Here is a 20,241-nt window from a genome sequence, read left to right on the forward strand (position 1 = left end):
TTTACCGCTCGCCCAGAACGTACACCTCAGGCACCATATGAATTCCGTTCTTTTCCGAGATGGTTTCCTTAATACGTTCCATCAAAGCGAGCACGTCCTCTGCTGTCGCTTGACCGGTATTCTCAATGAAATTGGCATGCTGTAAAGAAACTTCTGCGCCCCCGATCCGCAGGCCCTTAAGACCGGCAGCCTCGATCAACCTCGCGGCATGGTCACCGGGCGGGTTGCGAAAAACACTGCCTGCCGTTGCGGATTGGAGCGGCTGTGTACGCCGGCGACGGTCCTTGTAGGAGGCCATAACAGCTGAAATTTCTTTGCGGTCTCCTTGACGGAGCCCAAATACCGCTTCAGTCACAATCCCTTTTCGTTCATGCAGAATGGAGTGTCGGTAATCAAACGCCATATCTTTCGCAGCATACGTAACCAATTCCCCTGTTTCCAGTACAATGTCAGCGGACTTGAATATGCGTGACACATCAGACCCATGGGCACCTGCATTCATGTAGACGGCCCCTCCAACCGATCCAGGAATGCCTCCGGCAAATTCAAGACCGGATAATCCTTCTTTTCCGGCCAGAACACTGAGCTTGACAAAAGACAGACTGCCGCCTGCAGTTACCGTCTCTCCGTCAAAATGAAGCCCCTCAAATCCCTGGCCCAGCTTGATGACCGCTCCCCGAATGCCTTTATCGGCAACCAACATGTTTGAACCGCGGCCCAATTGTGTCCAAGGTATGTGATGGGCATGGAGAAGGGTGACCAGTTCCCTGAGTTGTTCCTTGTTCTCAGGTATAATCAGGCAATCGGCTGGTCCGCCTATTTTCCACGTCGTATATTTTGCCAGCGGTTCATTCCATAACACTGTTCCGGTATTGGCTTCTGATAGTAGCGATTTCCACTGCTGCATTTTAAATAAACCTCCCCTTGACTTTCAAAACCAAAAGGCCATTCCTTCAACTGGATGAAGAGATGGCCGCTGTCAGTAATGCCGGCCTCATGGGTGTGTCACGATTATAGAGTATCTTATGTCAGGCTCCATAGGTGTGTGACAATCGCCCAGCCGATTTAGCGTTTGCCGGTTAACCGGCGGATTTCTTGAACCATGACGGATGCCGAATCCGGTTTGCCGAGCTTTTTCGCAGCCGCGGACATCGCCTCTCTGGAAGTACGACTGGTCATGATCTCCTCAAGCTTTGCGAACAGCGATTCCGCCGTCAAATCCTTTTCGAGAATCATGCTGGACGCACCCGCTTCCTCCAATTGCCTCGCATTTGCCTCCTGATGGTTATTGGTGACGTTAGGTGAAGGGATAAGTACGGATGGAATGCCAAGCGATGTAATCTCCGCCAGGAATGAAGCTCCTGCACGGTTTACAATCAGCGAAGTAGCCGCAAGTACTTCCGGCATATTATGAACGTATGGCACGATATGAAGTTGATTTGGCATGGTACCGAGCTGGGACAGAATGGATTCCCGCGTGTTCTCAAAATAAGTTTCGCCCGTAACAAACACGAAATGTACACCCGGCAGCTTCTGTATGAACGACGCCACCCCGATCATCGCGTTATTGATCGCCTTGGCACCCCGGCTTCCGCCGACGATCAGTACGACTTGGCTGTCCACCGGAATGCCGAGCGTAGCAAATCCACGTTCACGATTGGCGGATAATACCGTTGTCGCACGTGGATTTCCTGTATATACCGTTCTTTTGGCTTTAGGAAAAGAAGACTCCGATCCCTCAAAGCTGACCGCCACCGTATCCGCATAGCGGCTGAGGAACTGGTTGGTTAGGCCGGGAATCGCATTCTGCTCATGAATCATGGTTGGTATCCCGAGCTTGGCCGCTGCATAAACCACCGGACCGCACACATAACCTCCGGTACCGATCACGACATCGGGTTTAAATTCCTTCAGCAGGGCCTTCGATCGCTTCACGCCTTTGAAAAAACGCATGATCGTCTTCACGTTATCCAGCGACAGCTTGCGCCGGAACCCCGTGATATCGATGCTCTCAAACGGCAGCTTCTCCTGGGGTACAAGCTTGCTTTCGAGACCCCGCTTGCCTCCGATATATAAAAACTCCGTTTTCGGATCTTCCTTTTCACATTGTCTTGCAATGGCAACGGCGGGGTAAATATGCCCCCCCGTTCCGCCGCCGGTCAATACGACACGCATACCCTTCACCTCGCATAACGGGAAATATTTAATAGAATGCCCAGCGCCGTCAGCATCAGCGTCAGTGAGCTGCCTCCGTAACTGATGAGCGGCAGCGTAATCCCTGTTACCGGCATTAAACCGATAACGACACCGATATTGATAACGACCTGTATGGCGACCATGCCCACGATCCCAACAGCCAGCAGACTTCCAAAGCCGTCGGATACCGTCATGGCCACTCTCATGCCTCGCCACACCAAGGCAGCGAACAAGAGCAGTACAATCAAACCGCCAATGAATCCAAGCTCTTCGGCCAAAATCGAAAAAATAAAATCAGTCTGCGGCTCAGGTACATAAGCGTACTTCTGACGACTCATGCCAAGCCCGAGCCCGCCGAGTCCACCCGGCCCTATGGCATAGAGGGATTGAATGATTTGATAGCCTGCGCCAAGCGGATCGGACCATGGATCGAGAAACCCGGTTATCCGCTTCAGCCGGTAGGGGGCTGTCAGAATCAAGCCAATGAAACCGGCAACCCCGCCTAATGCGAGAAAGCCCAGATGCTTCATCTGTGCCCCTGCGGTAAAAACAATCATCATCGCAGCTCCAAGCATAACGGCACCCGTACCCAAATCAGGCTGCAGCATAATCAATCCGAATGCCAGTCCGATTAAACCAAGCGGCGGCAAAAGCCCCCTGGTAAAAGACGTAATATCATAATCTTGCTTACTGAGCCAGCGTGATAGAAACAGAATCATGCCCAGCTTCATAAACTCGGAGGGTTGAATTCCGAACGAGCTGATGCCGAGCCAGCTTCTGGCTCCGCCGCGAACAACGCCGATCCCTGGAATAAGTACGATAATCAGCATAAAAAAGCAGACCAGCAATGCAAGCTTGCTGTATTTCTTCCAAACCCGATAGTCGGTCCTCGATGTGAAGTACATGGCAGCAAGCCCCAAACAGGCAAAAAACAGCTGACGCTTCACAAAATAAAACTTATCGCCATAGTCATGAAATGCGAGGACGGATCCTGCGCTGTATACCATGACGATTCCGATGGCCAGCAGGGCCAAAATACAGATAAGCAGCCACAGATCGGGCGCCTGGCGGTTCTTGTTCATGGAAAGGCCACCTCGTACATCCTTAGTAGGGGCTTATCCACCCCCCTACTTAAAGGTTATGCACCGCCTCTTTAAAAATGCGTCCTCGATCCTCGAAGGAAGGAAACATGTCCCAGCTCGCACATGCGGGAGATAGTAGAACAATATCCCCGCTCTCTGCGAGCCCGGCAGCCTTCTGGACAGCCGAGGTCAAAGTCGCGGCGGCGTCCTTCCCATTATCGACGAGGAAGATGTCCTTTAATCCGGCTTTGGCAGCAGCCTTCGCGATTTTCTCCTTCGTTTCGCCAAGAAGCACGACGGCTTTCACCCGTCCTTGCAAGGAAGGAATCAATTCCTCATAATCCGACCCGCGGTCAAGCCCGCCTGCAATTAATACGATAGGCTCCTTGAACGAAGTCAATGCCATGTGCGTCGCCTTGGAGTTCGTTGCCTTCGAGTTATTGTAATAGGATACGCCCCGAAGCTTGGCAACGTATTCCAGGCGATGCTCAACGCCGCGGAAGCTGGATAAAGCTTCTTCCAGCTTATCGGGGGCAACGCCGGCCGCTATGGCGATCGCACAGGCAGCCAATGCATTCCCTACATTAAATCTTCCGGGCAGTCCGATGTTCTCCACACGGATGATCTCATGCGTAAACCCTTCGCCATCTGTATAGATCAGCATACGCCCCTGATCGTCGTCGTCCGAGTCCTGATTACCGGCAACATATGGCGGCATTACGTGAACCCCTTCACGAAGGCTCTCGCTCATCGAAAAAGGCACGATGCGCGCCTTGATATACGGAACAAGGTTTCTGCACACGGGATCATCCCAATTGAGCACAGCGGTATCATCCGCAGTCTGGTTGGCGAACAGCTTGGCTTTGGATGCAACATAATCATCCATCCCGCCATGGTAATCAAGATGCGTTTCCGCAATGTTGAGAAGGCAGGCAATACGCGGCCTGAACTCCTCTGTTCCTTTTAACTGAAAGCTGCTCAGCTCAACGACCATCCAATTGTTTTCAGTTGCTTCTGCTGCAGCCTCGGATAGGGGCGTGCCGATATTGCCGGCTACAAGCGGGGATAGACCAGCGCTTTCCAGCAGCTTGCCTACCCAGGTTGTCGTCGTTGTTTTGCCATTCGAGCCTGTGATGCCGATGATCGGTGCTTCACACAGGTGATAGGCGATTTCAACTTCGGTCACCACAGGAATCTTTAGCTCCAGCGCCTTTTGAACAGGCGGGGCGGAATACGGAATTCCGGGATTTTTGACAAGAAGCGTTACACCGGGATGAATAAGATCATCGGGATGTCCACCACAAATAACAGAAATACCCAAAGCCTCGAGCTCCGAAGCTTCAGGACACTGTTCTCTTTCCTTTCTATCGTTCACAATGACGGAGGCTCCGGCTTGATGCAGCACTTTAGCTACTTGTACTCCGCTTTTGGCCAGTCCCAGTACGACGATATGCTTATCCCGATAATCTTCTAGCTGCTTCATATGTTACAACCCCTTGTTGATATAAAGTCCGAGTCCCGCAAGTATCAGTCCCACGGCCCAAAATGTAAAGACGACGCGCCACTCCGACCACCCGGATAATTCATAATGGTGATGGATCGGGCTCATTTTGAATATTCGCTTGCCTCTGGTTTTGAAGGAAACCACCTGAAGCACGACGGATAACATTTCTATGACGAATACCCCGCCAATAATAAGGAACAGCAGCTCGCTCTTGGTTACGATCGCTATGGCGCCAATAGCACCGCCGATTCCTAAAGACCCTGTATCTCCCATGAACACTTTAGCAGGGTGAGCGTTAAATACCAGAAAACCGAGTACCGCACCGATCATCGCCGCTGCGCAGAATGCCGCCGCGAACGACGTGGACTGGATCGCCACAATGGCATAAGCGCCAAAGGCAATCGCACTGACACCGGACAGCAGACCGTCCACCCCATCGGTGAAATTGACCGCATTGGTGACCGCAAGCATCATGATTACGATAAACGGATAATAGAACCACGGCCCCCAATCAAAGGACCAATCCATACCTGGAACGCTTATCGCGGTGCTATGGCCGTTGGAGATCAACAGCCAGCACATAATACCGGAAAACAGAAGCTGTCCAAACAGCTTCTGCCTGGCCGTGAGTCCTAATGATCTGCGAAATACGATCTTAATATAGTCGTCAAGAAAGCCAATCAAACCGAAGCCGAGCGTCGCTACGATCATCACATAGAAATCAGTATCGACAGGAGAAAATTTAATATAAGTCAGTGTAAAAGCAAGCAGAATCACAACGCCGCCCATCGTTGGCGTTCCTGCTTTTTTCAAGTGGCTCTGCGGACCGTCGTTCCTGACCTGCTGGCCGAACTTCATCCGCCGCAGCAGCGGAATGAGCAGCGGAGCCGATATCACCGCAAGCACAAACGCTACACCGATTGTCAATAACAGCAATTGAAAGTCCATCAGCTCACCCCCTCACTCCGTTGTTGCCGCCAGGCAGGGCCTTTAAGGCGTCAACCACGTGTTCCAGCCTCATGCCGCGCGAGGCTTTCACCAATACGATATCCTTCTCCGTTACCCGCTCCAGCAAGGCTTCGATCAGTTTTTCTTTATCCGTAAACGGAAGTACTGCTCCTTCAGGAAAGCGGTCTTTCGCTTTCCTAGCCGTGTGAAGCGACAATGGGCCGAAGGTGAACACAAGATCCGTGTTGTCCGGAGATAAGTAATCTCCTATCTCGGCATGGAATTCCTCTTCACGCTGACCAAGTTCCAGCATGTCCCCGAGAACGGCAATTCGCCGGTGGTAGCCTTTCATATCACCAAGCACGTCCAATGCCGCCTTGACCGCGGTAGGACTCGAATTATAAGCATCGTTCAGCACGGTGACCCCGAACGCAGTCTCCACGGCTTCGATCCGCATGCTCGACAGCTTCAGATTGGCAAATCCGCTGCGAATAGCTTCATCGCCGATTCCCAAATGGGCTGCTACAGCCATCGCCGCAAGCGCGTTGACAACGTTATGACGCCCGAGAAGCGGCAAGCTAAAGCCTTCGCCCGCATGCCGGTTCGAAGTGAAGATGATTCCTCTTGCATGGAACATAAGTCCCGTCGGATAATCGTCATTGGTTTCTTGGTTGCCAAACGTAAATGTTCGAAGCCCTTCTGGCTTCACCGTAGTTTCTTCAGCAAGCACCTGGCGGATCAACGGTTCGTCCCCATGGTAGATCAGCAAGCCTCCCGGCTTCATGCCGCTAATAATTTCAAGCTTGGCGCGGGCGATTTCTTCGCGCGAACCGAGCTGAAGCATATGCGCTTCCCCCACGTTGGTAATCACCGTCATATCCGGACGAGCAATGGTCGATAGGAGTTCAATCTCGTGACGTCCGCTCATGCCCATCTCAAGCACGATAATATCGGTGTCTTCCTTCATCGCGAGGACGGTTAACGGAAGACCGATATGATTGTTGTAATTGCCTTGCGTCTTGTGAACGTTAAACGTGGTTTCAAGCAGTGCGGACACCATGTCCTTCACGGTGGTTTTTCCGTTGCTGCCGGTTATGCCCACCACCTTGGCGCTGCTCTCGGACAAATAGGCCGCCGCAAGCGTCTGGAGCGCCGTTAACGTATCCTCCACGAGAATGAGCGGCAAGTCGGGAATCGGTTGATGATCTCTCTGCCAGAGCACTGCGCCGGCTCCGCTGGCGATCACGCTCTCCGCAAACGCATGCCCGTCAAATTTCTCGCCAACAATCGGAACAAACAAATTTCCCGGCTGTATGGTTCGGGAGTCGGTACCGACTCCTTGAATGATAATATTGTCATCTTGGTTACGTGAGAGCGTCCCGCCGCACATGTCGGCGATGCTCTTTAATGATTTATGGATCACTATTGTCTGCCCCTTATCGCGTCTTTGGCTACGATGCGGTCGTCAAAATCTAGCACTTCGCCCGCAATCAGCTGGTAGGTCTCATGACCTTTCCCCGCAATCAATACTACATCGCCCGGGCTTGCCATTTCAATAGCCTTTTCAATCGCTTTCCGGCGATCAACGATGAGCTTGTAGCTTTCTGTTGACACTTCGTCCTCAATCAAGCCGGCTTCGATATCCTTCAGGATCAAATCCGGATCTTCCGTGCGGGGATTATCGGAAGTTACCAATACAATATCACTATATTTCGCAGCAATTTTACCCATGATCGGCCGTTTGGTCCGATCCCGGTCGCCGCCGCAGCCGAATACCGTGAGCACCCGGCCTTCAGCGAATTCATTAACGGTACGCAGTACATTTTCGAGTCCGTCCGGCGTATGCGCATAATCCACGATCACGGCGTACGGCTGACCCTCATCCACGACCTCCACGCGGCCGTCAACGCCGGGCACGGACTCCAAGCTGTTCTTGATATCCTCGAGGGGAATTCCCTCAAGAAGCGCGGCAGCGATCGCGGCCATAGCGTTATACACGTTGAATTTCCCTACCATTCGAATCGCAATATCCGCACTTCCGCGGAAGGTATCCACATGGAACGAGGTGCCTTGAGCGGTGATCGAGATGTTGCTTGCCCGTATATCCGCATCTTCTCCCAAACCATAGGTAATCACTTCCGCCGCTGTCTGCTTGGCAAAATAAGCCGAAGCCTCATCATCCGCATTCAGGACGGCATATTTGCGTGATGATTCATCCTTGGCAAAAGCGTTGCCCAGCCGGGAGAAAAATAACCCTTTTGCCCCGCGATATTCTTCCATCGTATGATGGTAGTCCAGATGATCCTGCGTCAGGTTTGTGAATATAGCCGTTCGGAAGTCCGTTCCCTTCACCCGCCCCTGTTCGAGCGCATGCGAGGATACCTCCATCACGCAGCACTCGGTGCCTGCGTTCGCCATATCGTTCAAGTAACGCTGAAGCTCCAGCGCCTCTGGCGTCGTTCTTGGCATCGGGAATGACTGGCCGTCGTATTTCATCTGAATCGTGCCGATCAATCCGGTTTTCAAACCGTAATCATTCATAATCGTCTCGATCAAATACGTTGTCGTTGTCTTGCCGTTCGTTCCGGTTACGCCAATCATCTTCATGCGGGAGCTCGGCTGATTATAAAAGGCGTTCGCCAAACCCGCCATCGCAAAGCGGCTGTCCCTCACGATGACTTGCGGAAGGTCGACCTCAAGCTTTCGCTCAACAACCAATGCTGCAGCGCCTTGGTCAGCGGCCTGAGCTGCAAACTGGTGTCCATCTACCGTATGGCCCGGCAGACAAATGAACAAATCCCCCGCTTTCACTTGTCTTGAGTCTGTTTCAATCCCCGTGATTTCAACTTCTCCGGATCCTTCGATAACAGCAGCAGCCAATACGGATGATAATTGCTTCAATTTCATTGTTATCCCTCTCTCTATATATCTGCATCATCGTCCCTCGCTCCCGAATCGGATGATGCCTTAATGTTCGTGCTTGGTTCCCTCGGGGTCTTCACCCATATAGATCCGAATAGTAGACCCTCGCTCTACCCGACTTCCCGGCTTCGGAGCCTGGGAAATCACTGTGTTGCCGGTCCCGGACTTGGCCAGCATGAAATTCATATTCAGATCCTCATACAGATCCTGAACGGTAGCTCCGACCAGGTTCGGTACAGTCACGGTTGGTGTCTCACCATACTTGTATTCACGGGCAAGCTGGTCTTTACGCGGCGGAACATTCATATAATGCAGCGCATCCTCCAGGATGTTCTGCACGATCGGAGCAGCCACGACGCCACCGAATTGAATGCCCTTCGGATTATCTACCGCCGTGTACACCACAATCTCAGGATCATCGGCAGGCGCGAATCCGATGAACGATACGATATGCTCGGTCGATGAGTACCGGCCATTAATAACCTTCTGGGCGGTTCCCGTCTTCCCTCCGACTCGATAGCCGTCGATGAAGGCCGGGCGTCCGGTCCCTTTGGCAACGACGCTCTCGAGCGCCTCGCGCACTTGCTTGGATGTTTCTTCCGAGATCACTTGTCTGACAAGCTCCGGCTTGATTTCCTCGACCGTCTCTCCCGTTTCTGGATTGACCCACGCCTTGGCCACATGCGGCTTAAACAATTTGCCGCCGTTAATGGCGGCGGACACTGCAGCAACCTGCTGGATCGGCGTAACCGATACCCCTTGCCCAAATGCCGTTGTCGCCAGCTCAACAGGACCGACGTTGTCGAGTTTGAACAGGATGCCATTCTCTTCCCCATTCAAATCGATGCCCGTCTTTGCCCCGAAGCCAAAATCGCGGATATACTGAAACAGGCTTTCCTTGCCCAGCTTCTGACCTAACGCTACGAAGCCCGGGTTGCAGGAGTTCTGGACAACCTCCATGAAGGTCTGGCTGCCATGGCCGCCTTTTTTCCAGCAGCGCAGTCTCGCTCCACCGACTTCTACCGCTCCACTGTCAAAGAAGTGGTCGTTCTTCAGGTCGACCTTGTCCTCTTCAAGGGCAGCGGCAAGCGTAATAATCTTGAATGTGGAGCCTGGTTCATAGGTCATCCAGATCGGCAGGTTGCGGTTGTACGTCTCGGCTGAAAACTCCTGGTAATTGGCAGGAGAATACCCTGGCCTGCTGGCCATTGCCAAAATCTCGCCAGTCTTGGGGTTCATGGCAATCGACCAAGCCCCATTCGCCTGATACTTCACCATGGCTTGATCAAGCTCTCGCTCCATAATGGACTGAATCGATTTATCGATCGTTAGCTCCAGATTCAGACCATCACGAGGCTCAACATACTTTTCCGAGGAACCCGGCATGATTCTCCCGCCTGCGTCGGACAGATAGGATATTCCGCCTTCAAAGCCTTTCAGTTTGTCGTCATGCATGGCCTCCAAGCCGGTAAGTCCTTGACTGTAGGCCCCCGTGAACCCCAATATATGGGCTGCGAGATCGCCATAAGGATAATACCGTTTGTTATCCTCAGCAACAACGATACCCGGCAGCTTCAAATCACGAATTTCCTGAGCCAGCTCCATCGTAATTTTTCGTCCACCGGGATTTATCCGTTCCAACCTCGAACGTTTCGTAATGATTTTCTTGATATCGGCTTTGTCCATGTTGATAAGCCCGGCCAAGGTTTCGGCCGTATGGTCCGGATCTTTGATTTGTACAGGAATCGCCCAAATGGTCGGTGTTGTTATATTCGTAACCAATGCGGTTCCGTTACGATCCAAAATTTCACCACGCTGGGCCGCAAACGGAATGTCGCGGCGCCAGAGATCCTCCGCCTTCGCCGACAGCTCCGAGCCTTTCCCAATCTGCACATAAGCCAGTCTGATAATCAGTGCTGAGAACAGCAGGAGCAGCAGCAGCAGGCTCCAGAGCAGCCTTCTCCGCTGCGATACCTTGGATACTTTCACCTAAGCTTCCCTCCCTGTTTGAACCCGAAAGCTCATGATATGCGTTCTTCACATGAGTATTCGGGACAAACCCGGGTTAGAACAAGCTATTCCCCTTCTGTCTTGCCTTGTCCTTGGTCGGTTGCCTCGACATCGTTATCGGCAGTTCCATCCGACTCTTTTCCATCGGTTTCTTCCCCGTTCGCATTTTCGCTGCCAACGGAGGAAGTTTCATCGGAACTGCTGCTTCCCGTGATCAACTCTTGAGCCGACTTCAGCGTTAACTGCACGATTCGCTGACCATTCTCCTTGGCTTCCAACTGCGAAACAACGTAGCCCTCACCCTGAACATTAACCTTTACTTTCATCAAAGTGAGCACTTCCATGGCGTCCCTAAGCGATTCACCCTCTAAATTCGGGATTTTCATCGTTGGGCTATCCTCTGTAAGAAGATAGATCCTTTGACCTGCACTAATGATCGCATTGGCAGGCGGGTATTGCTCCTTCACCGTGTTTCCGTTGCCCAAGGTCTCAAACGCCACTCCATCCTTCAGCAGCTTGGCTTTTACATCACTCAGCTTCAACCCCGTAAAATCCGGTGCTTTCAGGGAATCCGTCAGCGATGTTCCTGATTTCGTTTTTTCCTTATCCTGCTTTGCATTCGATTTGGGAACGCCCCAATAATTCAATGTCTTGGAGACGATTTCCTTGAATATAGGCGCTGCCAGCGTACCGCCGCCCTTTTCCACGTTCGGTTCATCGATAATGACCAGCACGGCTATTTTCGGATTCTCGACGGGAGCGTACCCGATGAATGAAACTACTTGTTTCGTACGGTCTTTATATCCGCCGCCGGATTTTATCGCGGTACCGGTTTTGCCCGCAACCCGGTAGCCTTCAATATACGCATTCTTACCTGTTCCGTTTAATTGGTCAGCAACGACCTGCTCAAGGTAAGTCCCCGTTTCTCTTGCGGCTTCAGGAGATATGACCTGGCGCACGACTTTCGGTTCGATTTTCTCAACCTTGCCCGTATTGGGGTCCTCGATCTCCTTCACCATATGCGGCTCCATGAGCTTGCCTCCGTTGGCCACGGCTGAAATGGCCGCAATCTGTTGAATAGGCGTTACGGATACGGCGTAACCGTAGGTCATCGTTGAAATATCGGAGTCATAAGTCATATTCAAGGTACCGAGAATCTCCCCCGGAAGATCAATGTCCGTTTTCTGCGTAAACCCAAATTCCCGAATATAGTTGGTAAATCGCTCCTTGCCGAGCATTTCATATCCCAATTTTACAAATGCCACGTTACTCGATCTTTTCACGCCTTCCAGGTAGGTAATGGGGCCCCAGCCTACGCTGTTAATGTCCCGGTGGGTTCTTCCACCAGCTCTTATGGATCCGGATTGATAAATAGCACCCGGGTTAAACAGCTTTTCCTGCACTGCGCTGGCCAGCGTAACAATTTTGAAGGTTGATCCCGGCTCATAGATGGACCGCACGGCATGATTGATAAAATTCTTTTGATTCCATTCCGAATATGTATTGGGATCAAAAGTCGGCATATTGGCCATCCCCAGTATTTCCATCGTGTTCGGATCCGCTGCGATTACCGTCATACTGATTGGTTTATATTGGTTATACGTGTCGCGCATCGCTTCCTCGATATAATACTGGATTGTATCGTCTGTCGTCAGTACTAAATTTTTCCCATTTATTGCAGGCTGGTATAAATCGTCCTCGCTCGGCAGCTTGACCCCTTTCTTATCACTCTTGTACGAAGCGAATCCATCGGTTCCCTTCAGCTTGTCGTCATAAAATTGTTCAATGCCCCCGATACCCTTGCCCTGACGATCGGTATATCCCAAGATATGTGCAGCCACTGTCTTTTGTGGATAAAATCGTTTTGACTCTCGCTGAAAGCCGATGCCCGAATCGGGAACTTTGCCTGCGGCCTTCAATTTATCATTCAAGCTTTCGCTGAACGCTTTGACCTCTTCCATCTTCTCCTTGTCAATCTTCCATCCTTCGCTGCGGACTTCGCGGCCCTTGAGGTATTCGCCTTTATCGTCTTTAGCTTTAACCAGTTCACGGAGTTCGTCCTCATCCTTGTCAAGAATCTCATGCAGTCCTTTAACGACCTCATTCTCCATGCCGTTAGCCTGAATGACCGCAGGATTCACAATAACCGTAAAGGCAGGCGCATCCATGGCAAGAATATCGCCGTCCCGATCCGTGATCGTTCCTCGCGTGGCCGGAAGATCCTGTTTACGCGACCATTTCGATAAAGCTTGTTCCTTCCAGAAGTCGTTATCGATGACCTGCAGCCAAAACACCCGACCAATCAATAAAGCAAAAAAGAGGGTTATACATCCCCCTATTAGCACGGTACGCAGTTTGATTTTTTTTATCATCGGTCAAAACCTCACACTTCAATCATTTTGTCCCGAGTCCGAATTCTGTGTCTCGGATGACCCCGAGACCGGTGATAGATGGATCGTATTATTGTCATCAATAGGGACATAGCCCAGCTCTTTCGCCTTGTCCAATATTTGCGTCTCCAGTGTTTGCTTCTCAACCTGAAGCTGATTGATATTTCGTTTAGCTTCGAGTGTCTTATTTTCCGTCGACTGGATCTGCCGGTTCAAGTCATAGGAATGAACATGACTCATGCCAATGACACCCATGACGGCAACCACAAATACCACGGACAGCAAATACAACAGCTTTTCTTTTTGCGGAAGCTGGGAACGACGTTTGACGACTTTTGTCTTCTCGAGATAAGCGGACTGCTGCGTTTCCTTCTGTCTCTCCTGTACGGCTAAATTGCCGCGCGTGTAAGCCATGGCTGATTCTCCTTCTTCAGGGATTTTATGTTTCTACAGTTTCTCCGCAATCCGCAGTTTCGCCGAACGCGCCCTTGGATTACTCTCAATCTCTTCCGCAGAGGGGATAAGCGGTTTGCGGTTCACCAACTTCAGCTCACCTTGGCCGCCTCCGCATACACACATCGGAAAATCTGGAGGGCACGTACACTTGGGAATGTAACTGTTAAAAATTTGTTTGCATATTCGGTCTTCGAGCGAGTGAAACGTGATGACCGACACTCTTCCTCCCGGTGCAAGACATCTCACGGCTTGGTGAAGCGCGTCTTTGAATGCGCCAAGCTCATCATTTACCGCAATCCGAAACGCTTGAAAGCTTCGTTTGGCCGGGTGGCCGCCCGTTCTCCGAGCTGCGGCCGGAATCCCTTCCTTAATCATTTCGACAAGCTCGCCGGTTGTCTGAATAGGGCTCTGTGCCCTTCTTTCAACAATGACCTTGGCAATTCGCCTTGAAAATTTCTCTTCGCCGTATTCATACAATATTCGCGCGATTTCCTGTTCCGGCCATTCGTTTACAATCTTGGCTGCGGTAAGCTCGGCGGATTGATCCATCCGCATATCCAGCGGGGCATCATGATTGTAACTAAACCCTCTCTCCCCTTCATCGAACTGTGGAGAAGATACGCCCAAATCGAACAGTATACCGTCAACTTGCGGCTGCCCGTTCTCGTCAACCTCCACTTCGTTTCGGAGCACCTCCTCCAAATCACGAAAATTGGTTTTGACGAGCGTGATCCGGTCCACATACGGCTTCATGACTTCCCGGGCGTTATTCAATGCCCAGTCATCCTGATCCAATGCGATTAACCGACCTTTCGAACTTAGTTGGGAAGCAATCAGCGAGCTGTGCCCTGCTCCCCCGAGCGTACAGTCAACATATATACCGTCTGGTTTGATGCGCAGCCCTTCTGTCGCTTCTTGCTTAAGCACTGTGATGTGATGGAACAAAGCTGCAGCCCTCCATTGTGTCTCATTCATGATTTTAAGTGTTACTTGTCCATTTCAATACGATGTTCCCACCTGGTTATAAATCAAAATCAAAATCCACCAGCTTCTCAGCAATGTCATTGAATGCTTCCTCCGACTGCTGATAGTAATTCTGCCACTGCTCCTTGCTCCAGATCTCCACTCGGCTCGATACGCCGATGACGACGCATTCCTTCTCGAGCTTGGCGAACTCGCGCAAATTGCCCGGCAAATTTACCCTTCCCTGTTTATCCCATTCACATTCCGTCGCCCCGGAGAAAAAAAACCGGGTGAATGCACGTGCATCCGACTTCATGAGCGGCAGGGATTTGAGCTTCTGTTCCATGATGGCCCATTCATCTTTGGGGTATACAAAGAGGCAATTGTCCAATCCGCGGGTTACGATAAACGAGGTGCCCAGGAGGTCACGAAACTTAGCAGGGATAATGATTCTCCCCTTATCGTCGATGCTATGTTGAAACTCCCCCATGAACATCAGGCACTCCACCCCTTAACCCCGATTCCCCACTTTGCACCACTTTCCACCACTTTAGGATAATAGATTCGGCGTCAAGAATCAAATACCTTCTAACGAGCATTTGTTTTTTTGGAACTTTCTCTCAGAACATTCGCACAAAAAACCTCCTTTCATCCCGCTTGGGGATGGAAAGGAGGTTTGCAAATGATCTAAAGCTGCTGCTGTTTAGTGCTGAGCCCAGCTGTCCAAGTAAGACTTCTGCTCAGCGCTCAGGCTGTCGATTGTAATACCTAGACTTTCCAGTTTATATAAGGCAACCTGTTCATCCAATTCGTAAGGAACATTTACAACGCGGTTACCGATGTTCTTATACTGATCATTCACGTGTTTGAGCGACAATGCCTGAAGCGCAAACGTCATATCCATAATTTCCGCCGGATGTCCGTCACCTGCCGCCAGATTCACCAAACGGCCTTCGGCAAGCAAATAAATCTTACGGCCATCTTTCAGGTGATATTCTTCGATATTGCGCCGAACCGTCCGAACCGATTGAGACCGTTCTGACAAATCCGGTTTATTGACTTCCACATCGAAGTGACCGGCATTGGATAAAATGGCACCGTCCTTCATGACATCAAAGTCTTCCCCGCTGATGACATCGCGGTTACCCGTGACGGTTACAAAGAAGTCTCCCAATTTGGCCGCTTCGCGCATTGGCATGACGCGGAAGCCGTCCATATAAGCCTCAACGGCCTTAATCGCATCAATCTCGGTCACAATAACGTTGGCACCAAGACCTTTGGCACGCATGGCCACGCCCTTGCCGCACCAGCCATACCCTACAACAACAACCGTCTTGCCTGCAACCACCAGGTTGGTCGTCCGGTTAATTCCGTCCCAGACCGATTGTCCGGTACCGTAACGGTTATCAAACAAGTATTTGCAATATGCATCGTTCACGGCAACCATCGGAAATTTCAGAGCGCCTTCTTTCTCCAAAGATTTCAGTCGCAGGATGCCTGTCGTTGTCTCTTCCGCTCCGCCCCGAATTCCTTCAAGCAGATCGGTACGTTCGGAGTGCAGAATCGTAACGAGATCCCCGCCATCGTCGATGATCAGATCCGGTCTGGTCTCCAGTGTTGAAATGAGATGCTGCTTGTATTCCTTAGGATCCGGGTTATACTTGGCAAACACCGTGATCCCGTCTTCTACCAATGCGGCACATACATCATCTTGAGTTGACAGCGGATTACTTCCCGTAATCGTCACTTCAGCGCCGCCGGCCTGAATGACTTTCGCCAGATAAGCGGTCTTGGCTTCCAGATGCAAGGAGATAGCGACCTTCAACCCTTTGAATGGCTGTTCTTTCTCGAATTGTTCACGCACCCGGTTCAATACCGGCATATGCGCCTGGACCCAATCAATTTTCAAATGACCTTCCGGTGCCAGCTTCAAGTCGGTAATATTGCTGGTTTGTATGGATGATGAGCTCATTTAACGGCCTCCTATGATCTGATGTTTGAATTCCTGATCGTTATACGTAAACGACCCTGTGAATGCCCGAAGCAGCGTATGGGATTTCCATCAGGCGATCCACCAGATTCAATCCATAACGATTCATGTATTCCAGGATGTTGTATACCCTCTCCTGAGGTTTCCCTTCCGGCAACAACGTCTGTTCAATGCGCCTCCACTGTGCCAGCGCGGCCTCATGCTGCTGTTCCAAGGCATTCCGGGATTTACTTAACAGGTAATCCATCTGCTCCAATATTTTATCTTTATTGGTTAGACCTAATTTTAACAGTCCACTTTGCATTTTGCCAAGATCTTCTATTAAAGGCTGATATAATGCTTCAAATTGTCCCCGGGTTTGACTGAATCGTGCTTCCAAATTCAGCTCGTCTTGGCTGGCGAGCCAAGCCTCACGCTTCTCGGACAAGCGAAGCTGGACATCCTCGAAGGACAATCCGTATTTCTCCATCAGCTTATGGACGGTTCCATCTACGATGGAGAATGACATTCTTGGGATGATCAGCGGCATCTGCAAACCCAAGTCGGAGAATGCATAACGCGTAATCGCCCAATAGGAAATCTCGCCTGGACCGAGTATCGTCCCGAGCACGGGCAGCAGCGAATCCTGCATGATTGGACGGGTCAACACATTGTTGCTGAAGCGTTCAGGGTGCTGATGCAAATCCCGAAGCAGTTCATCTTCCGTCAGCGAAACGATGCCTTTCCGGTCTGAGAATACACGTCCTTCTCGGTAAAGCAGCAAGCGTCTGCCTTCATGCAAGTAGAACAAGTTAGCCCCATTCTCGGATACATCAGCCTGGACTTCATAACCCTGACCCGCGATATCCCTCGCAGCCTGCTGGTACGAAAGTCCCATTTGTTCGTTGCGGGTAATCAAGGATTCGAATATGGGTACTTCCAACGCCCGAAGTCCCGGGTCTGCCGAATCCAGGAGTATCAGCCCATATTTGCCGAACAGATAGCTGATCAGTTTAGCGAATGCCTCGCTGAGCCCGGCCGAACCGTTTAGCGATTCCCTCGCCAGTTTCAGCAGATCTGCCTTATATTCGCTGTCTGCCAATTGAGTCTGAAGCTCTGCCAGCATCGCATTCCAATCTTCCTCGGCAACGTCAGTATAACTAACTGACGTCCTGAGTCCGTCCTTGGCATCAAGCTTGATCTTGGAAAGCTGCAGATCCTGATTCAGGAAGTACGTATGATTCACTTCATCCCAATCATGATCCTCCCCGGCGATCCAAAATACAGGCACGACAGGACGTTTCAAGCGCTCTTCCGCCTCGCGGGCCGCTTGAATAACGGTAATTGCTTTATATATGACAAGCAGAGGTCCAGTGAACAAACCGCTTTGTTGTCCACCAACCATCGTAACCGTTCCTGGCTGCTCCAGAAGTTGGAGTGATTTATGTACAGCGGGATGATCATTGTGTTTCTTATTGTACGTCCGAAGACAATCCGCCAGCGCTTTACGCTGAATTCGTTTGTCTTCAGAAAGATCCAGCCATTGTACCCGCTCTGCAAAGCTGTGCTCGCCGCGGTAATCTTCACCGTAGAACCCGCTTACCCGGTCGAAATGATGAATATAATCCTGAGCGAGACGCGAGGCGAGGGATAATGGTTCCGGAACGATATTCATGAGGTATGCCTCCTATTCTACGTCGCAACCAAATCTAGATTGTGCTTAAATTTAATTTCTTCTATATTATTTTGCCTTTCTTGATTGTACCGAATGTTGGCATTCTGCGTCAAAGGAAAAGAATAAGCCGCCGGCACGATGCCAGCGGCTATTCTTGAAGCTGCTTCCTCATACTGAGGCCCGTTTATTCAAGCGTAGGCTTTTGCAACCCAGTGTCCTTTGGACACTTCAACCAATTCCGAATCCTTCACGTCCAGTTGAACCGTTCCGTCTTCGCCTTTGGCAGCTGAAATCGGCCCCTGCATATCGTCTTCCAATTTGAGCCGCTTTTTGTTTGCCTCAATTTCCGGATCCGGAATCGGAATCGCGGACAGCAAGGTTTTGGTGTAAGGATGGATCGGATTTGCATAGAGCTCTTCACTGTCTGCCAGCTCCACCATTTTACCCAAATACATAACCGCTACCCGGTCACTGATATGCTTAACCATGGACAGGTCATGCGCAATGAAGAGATAGGTCAGGCCAAGTCGGTCCTGCAAATCTTTAAGCAGGTTAACAACCTGCGCCTGAATCGAAACGTCCAGCGCCGAGATCGGCTCGTCACAGATGATAAATTTAGGGTTTACCGCGAGAGCACGGGCAATCCCGATCCGTTGACGCTGACCGCCCGAGAATTCATGTGGGTAGCGCGTCGAGTGGTCACTATTCAAGCCGACCATATCCAGCAGCTCCTCAATCCGCTTCTTGCGTTCGGCGCGGCTGCCTGCCATACCGTGAATATCCAGAGCTTCCCCGATAATATCCGACACCGTGAATCTTGGGTTCAGCGAGGCATACGGATCCTGGAAGATCATCTGCATATCGCGGCGCATGGCCTTCATCTTGCCCGGAGACAGCTTGTAAATATCCGTTCCGTTAAAATTAACGCTGCCGGCCGTAGGCTCATAAAGGCGGAGAATCGTCCGTCCCGCAGTGGATTTACCGCAACCCGACTCTCCCACCATACCAAGCGTTTCGCCTTCACGAATAAAGAAATTCAGATCGTCAACCGCTTTAAGAACCTGGCCTTTGCCCACGTTAAAATACTTCTTCAGGCCTTTTACCTCAATCAAGTGGTTATCCTTCATGAACCTTGCGCCTCCTTCGCCATCGGATGCAGATTCCAGCAGCGCGCCGTGTGCGTGTCGCTGAATTCCGTTGCGCCCGGATCCACCCGTTCACAAATTCGCATAGCTTCGTCACAGCGAGCAGCGAACGGACAGCCTACAGGTGGTTTAATCAGATCCGGCGGTGTTCCGATAATCGGAATGAGCGGTTCGTCTTTCTTCTGATCCAGACGCGGCATGGAACGAAGCAAACCTTTGGTGTAAGGGTGCTGCGGATTTTTGAAAATCTCCCATTTCGTTCCCGTTTCCACCACTTCACCTGCATACATGACGATGACACGGTCACACATGCCGGCAACAACGCCGAGGTCATGCGTGATCAGAATGATCGATGTGCCCAAACGTTCCTGCATTTCCTTCATAACGTCCATAATCTGTGCCTGAATGGTCACGTCGAGTGCCGTTGTCGGTTCGTCCGCAATCAGCAGGGTCGGCTTACACGCAAGCGCAATGGCGATCATCGCACGCTGACGCATGCCGCCGGAGAACTCATGCGGATACTGATTAAAGCGCTCCTCCGCATTTTTGATGCCCACCAGCTTCAGCATTTCTATGGCGTGTTTTTTGGCTTCGGAGAAAGACATTCCCTGGTGCTTGATCAGCACCTCTGTAATTTGTTTGCCTATTCTAATGGTCGGATTCAGCGATGTCATCGGATCCTGAAAGATCATTCCAATATCCTTGCCGCGAATCGCTTCCATCTGTTTATTCGTTTTTTTGAGAAGGTCTTGTCCTTGGAAAATGACCTCACCCTTTTTTATTTCTGAGGGCGGGGACGGAATCAATCGCATAATGGTCTGGGCGGTAACACTTTTACCGCTTCCGGACTCACCGACGATGGCAACCGTCTCCCCCTTGCCGACTTCAAAATTCATGCCGCGGACTGCCTTCACTTCACCGCCGCGAACACGAAACGATACGTTGAGGTCCTTTACCTGCAAGATCGGTTCCATACCTTCC

16 protein-coding genes are annotated in these 20,241 nt (G+C 51.0%); all 16 read right to left on the reverse strand.

The genetic code is table 11. The annotated features are described in order from the left end of the window. Position 1: 1 nt before the first annotated feature. A complete protein-coding gene (gene murB, locus M4D81_RS01865) occupies positions 2 to 907 on the reverse strand; it encodes a UDP-N-acetylmuramate dehydrogenase (RefSeq protein WP_260064234.1) in 906 nt (301 codons plus the stop codon). A 158-nt stretch (positions 908 to 1,065) separates the two neighbouring features. Next, on the reverse strand, positions 1,066 to 2,175 hold the full coding sequence (gene murG, locus M4D81_RS01870; RefSeq protein WP_260064235.1) for an undecaprenyldiphospho-muramoylpentapeptide beta-N-acetylglucosaminyltransferase: 1,110 nt from the start codon (positions 2,173 to 2,175) through the stop codon (positions 1,066 to 1,068). A 5-nt stretch (positions 2,176 to 2,180) separates the two neighbouring features. Further along, positions 2,181 to 3,278 carry a stage V sporulation protein E gene (gene spoVE, locus M4D81_RS01875; protein ID WP_071222986.1) on the reverse strand — a complete coding sequence of 366 codons (1,098 nt, stop codon included), beginning with the start codon at positions 3,276 to 3,278 and terminating at the stop codon, positions 2,181 to 2,183. A 49-nt stretch (positions 3,279 to 3,327) separates the two neighbouring features. Beyond that, the gene (gene murD / locus M4D81_RS01880; protein WP_260064240.1) at positions 3,328 to 4,761 is read right to left on the reverse strand and encodes a UDP-N-acetylmuramoyl-L-alanine--D-glutamate ligase; all 1,434 of its coding nucleotides are present in this window, start codon (positions 4,759 to 4,761) and stop codon (positions 3,328 to 3,330) included. Positions 4,762 to 4,764: 3 nt separating this feature from the next. After that, positions 4,765 to 5,730: a phospho-N-acetylmuramoyl-pentapeptide-transferase gene (gene mraY / locus M4D81_RS01885; RefSeq protein ID WP_260064241.1), complete on the reverse strand. Its 966-nt coding sequence runs from the start codon at positions 5,728 to 5,730 to the stop codon at positions 4,765 to 4,767. Positions 5,731 to 5,734: 4 nt separating this feature from the next. Then, positions 5,735 to 7,153, reverse strand: coding sequence for a UDP-N-acetylmuramoyl-tripeptide--D-alanyl-D-alanine ligase (locus M4D81_RS01890; RefSeq protein WP_260064242.1), 1,419 nt, complete (start codon positions 7,151 to 7,153; stop codon positions 5,735 to 5,737). Continuing rightward, the gene (locus M4D81_RS01895; protein WP_260064243.1) at positions 7,153 to 8,637 is read right to left on the reverse strand and encodes a UDP-N-acetylmuramoyl-L-alanyl-D-glutamate--2,6-diaminopimelate ligase; all 1,485 of its coding nucleotides are present in this window, start codon (positions 8,635 to 8,637) and stop codon (positions 7,153 to 7,155) included. Before M4D81_RS01895 ends, M4D81_RS01890 begins: the two co-directional genes overlap by 1 nt. A 60-nt stretch (positions 8,638 to 8,697) precedes the next feature. Beyond that, a complete protein-coding gene (locus M4D81_RS01900; protein ID WP_260064244.1) occupies positions 8,698 to 10,641 on the reverse strand; it encodes a stage V sporulation protein D in 1,944 nt (647 codons plus the stop codon). Between the two features lie 86 nt (positions 10,642 to 10,727). After that, a complete protein-coding gene (locus M4D81_RS01905) occupies positions 10,728 to 13,034 on the reverse strand; it encodes a penicillin-binding transpeptidase domain-containing protein (RefSeq protein WP_260064245.1) in 2,307 nt (768 codons plus the stop codon). Between the two features lie 18 nt (positions 13,035 to 13,052). After that, positions 13,053 to 13,466 (reverse strand): cell division protein FtsL, encoded by a 414-nt coding sequence (locus M4D81_RS01910; protein ID WP_071222979.1) that lies wholly within the window; start codon positions 13,464 to 13,466, stop codon positions 13,053 to 13,055. A gap of 33 nt (positions 13,467 to 13,499) precedes the next feature. Further along, on the reverse strand, positions 13,500 to 14,453 hold the full coding sequence (rsmH, locus tag M4D81_RS01915; protein WP_071222978.1) for a 16S rRNA (cytosine(1402)-N(4))-methyltransferase RsmH: 954 nt from the start codon (positions 14,451 to 14,453) through the stop codon (positions 13,500 to 13,502). A 76-nt stretch (positions 14,454 to 14,529) separates the two neighbouring features. Then, positions 14,530 to 14,967, reverse strand: a complete 438-nt coding sequence (gene mraZ / locus M4D81_RS01920; RefSeq protein WP_009590832.1) for a division/cell wall cluster transcriptional repressor MraZ — start codon at positions 14,965 to 14,967, stop codon at positions 14,530 to 14,532. A 207-nt stretch (positions 14,968 to 15,174) separates the two neighbouring features. Next, a complete protein-coding gene (locus tag M4D81_RS01925; protein WP_260064247.1) occupies positions 15,175 to 16,443 on the reverse strand; it encodes an adenosylhomocysteinase in 1,269 nt (422 codons plus the stop codon). Between the two features lie 40 nt (positions 16,444 to 16,483). Beyond that, complete coding sequence (gene bshC, locus M4D81_RS01930) at positions 16,484 to 18,115, reverse strand: bacillithiol biosynthesis cysteine-adding enzyme BshC (RefSeq protein WP_260064248.1); 1,632 nt, start codon at positions 18,113 to 18,115, stop codon at positions 16,484 to 16,486. 188 nt (positions 18,116 to 18,303) lie between these two features. Next, positions 18,304 to 19,242, reverse strand: a complete 939-nt coding sequence (locus M4D81_RS01935) for an ABC transporter ATP-binding protein (RefSeq protein WP_071222975.1) — start codon at positions 19,240 to 19,242, stop codon at positions 18,304 to 18,306. Beyond that, positions 19,239 to 20,234, reverse strand: a complete 996-nt coding sequence (locus M4D81_RS01940; RefSeq protein WP_071222974.1) for an ABC transporter ATP-binding protein — start codon at positions 20,232 to 20,234, stop codon at positions 19,239 to 19,241. Before M4D81_RS01940 ends, M4D81_RS01935 begins: the two co-directional genes overlap by 4 nt. Positions 20,235 to 20,241: the final 7 nt, after the last annotated feature.

The sequence above is a fragment of the Paenibacillus sp. p3-SID867 genome, assembly GCF_025142895.1.
In the GTDB taxonomy this organism is placed as follows: Bacteria; Bacillota; Bacilli; order Paenibacillales; family Paenibacillaceae; genus Paenibacillus_AQ.